Consider the following 373-nt stretch of genomic DNA (forward strand, 5'->3'; position numbering starts at 1 on the left):
ACTGACGGTCGACTGGCTGACATCGAGCATGGCCGATGCGGCGGAAAACGAGCCGCAATCCGACACTGTCACCAGTATATGCAGCGTACGCAGATCAATTTGCCCCAGTTCCTCAGGCAGCATCGATAGTCCCAGGTCATCGAAAAAGTCGATGACCTCCATCGTATCCATCCAATTGGCAGAAGGGAAGCCTCACGCTACGCTCCATCCATGAAATTTGCTTTGGAGGAAGCAATGGGAGAAACTTTAGCCCAGGCAGAAATCGTGCGCACCGTTCCGGTGATCTCGGACGTGTCCTTTGCCGACCTGTTGAAAGACCCATATCCGACATTCGAGCGCGCCCGCGACATGGCCGCGGTGGTCAGGATCGAGG

At 55.8% G+C, this 373-nt stretch carries 1 protein-coding gene; it reads right to left on the reverse strand.

Translation table 11 applies throughout. From position 1 onward, the window contains the following. Positions 1-171, reverse strand: a 171-nt coding sequence (locus AC1D0P_RS31915; RefSeq protein ID WP_477680385.1) for a helix-turn-helix domain-containing protein, incomplete at its 3' end; no start/stop codon positions are given. Positions 172-373 lie beyond the last annotated feature (202 nt).

This window comes from Polaromonas sp. P1_G2, from assembly GCF_056405515.1.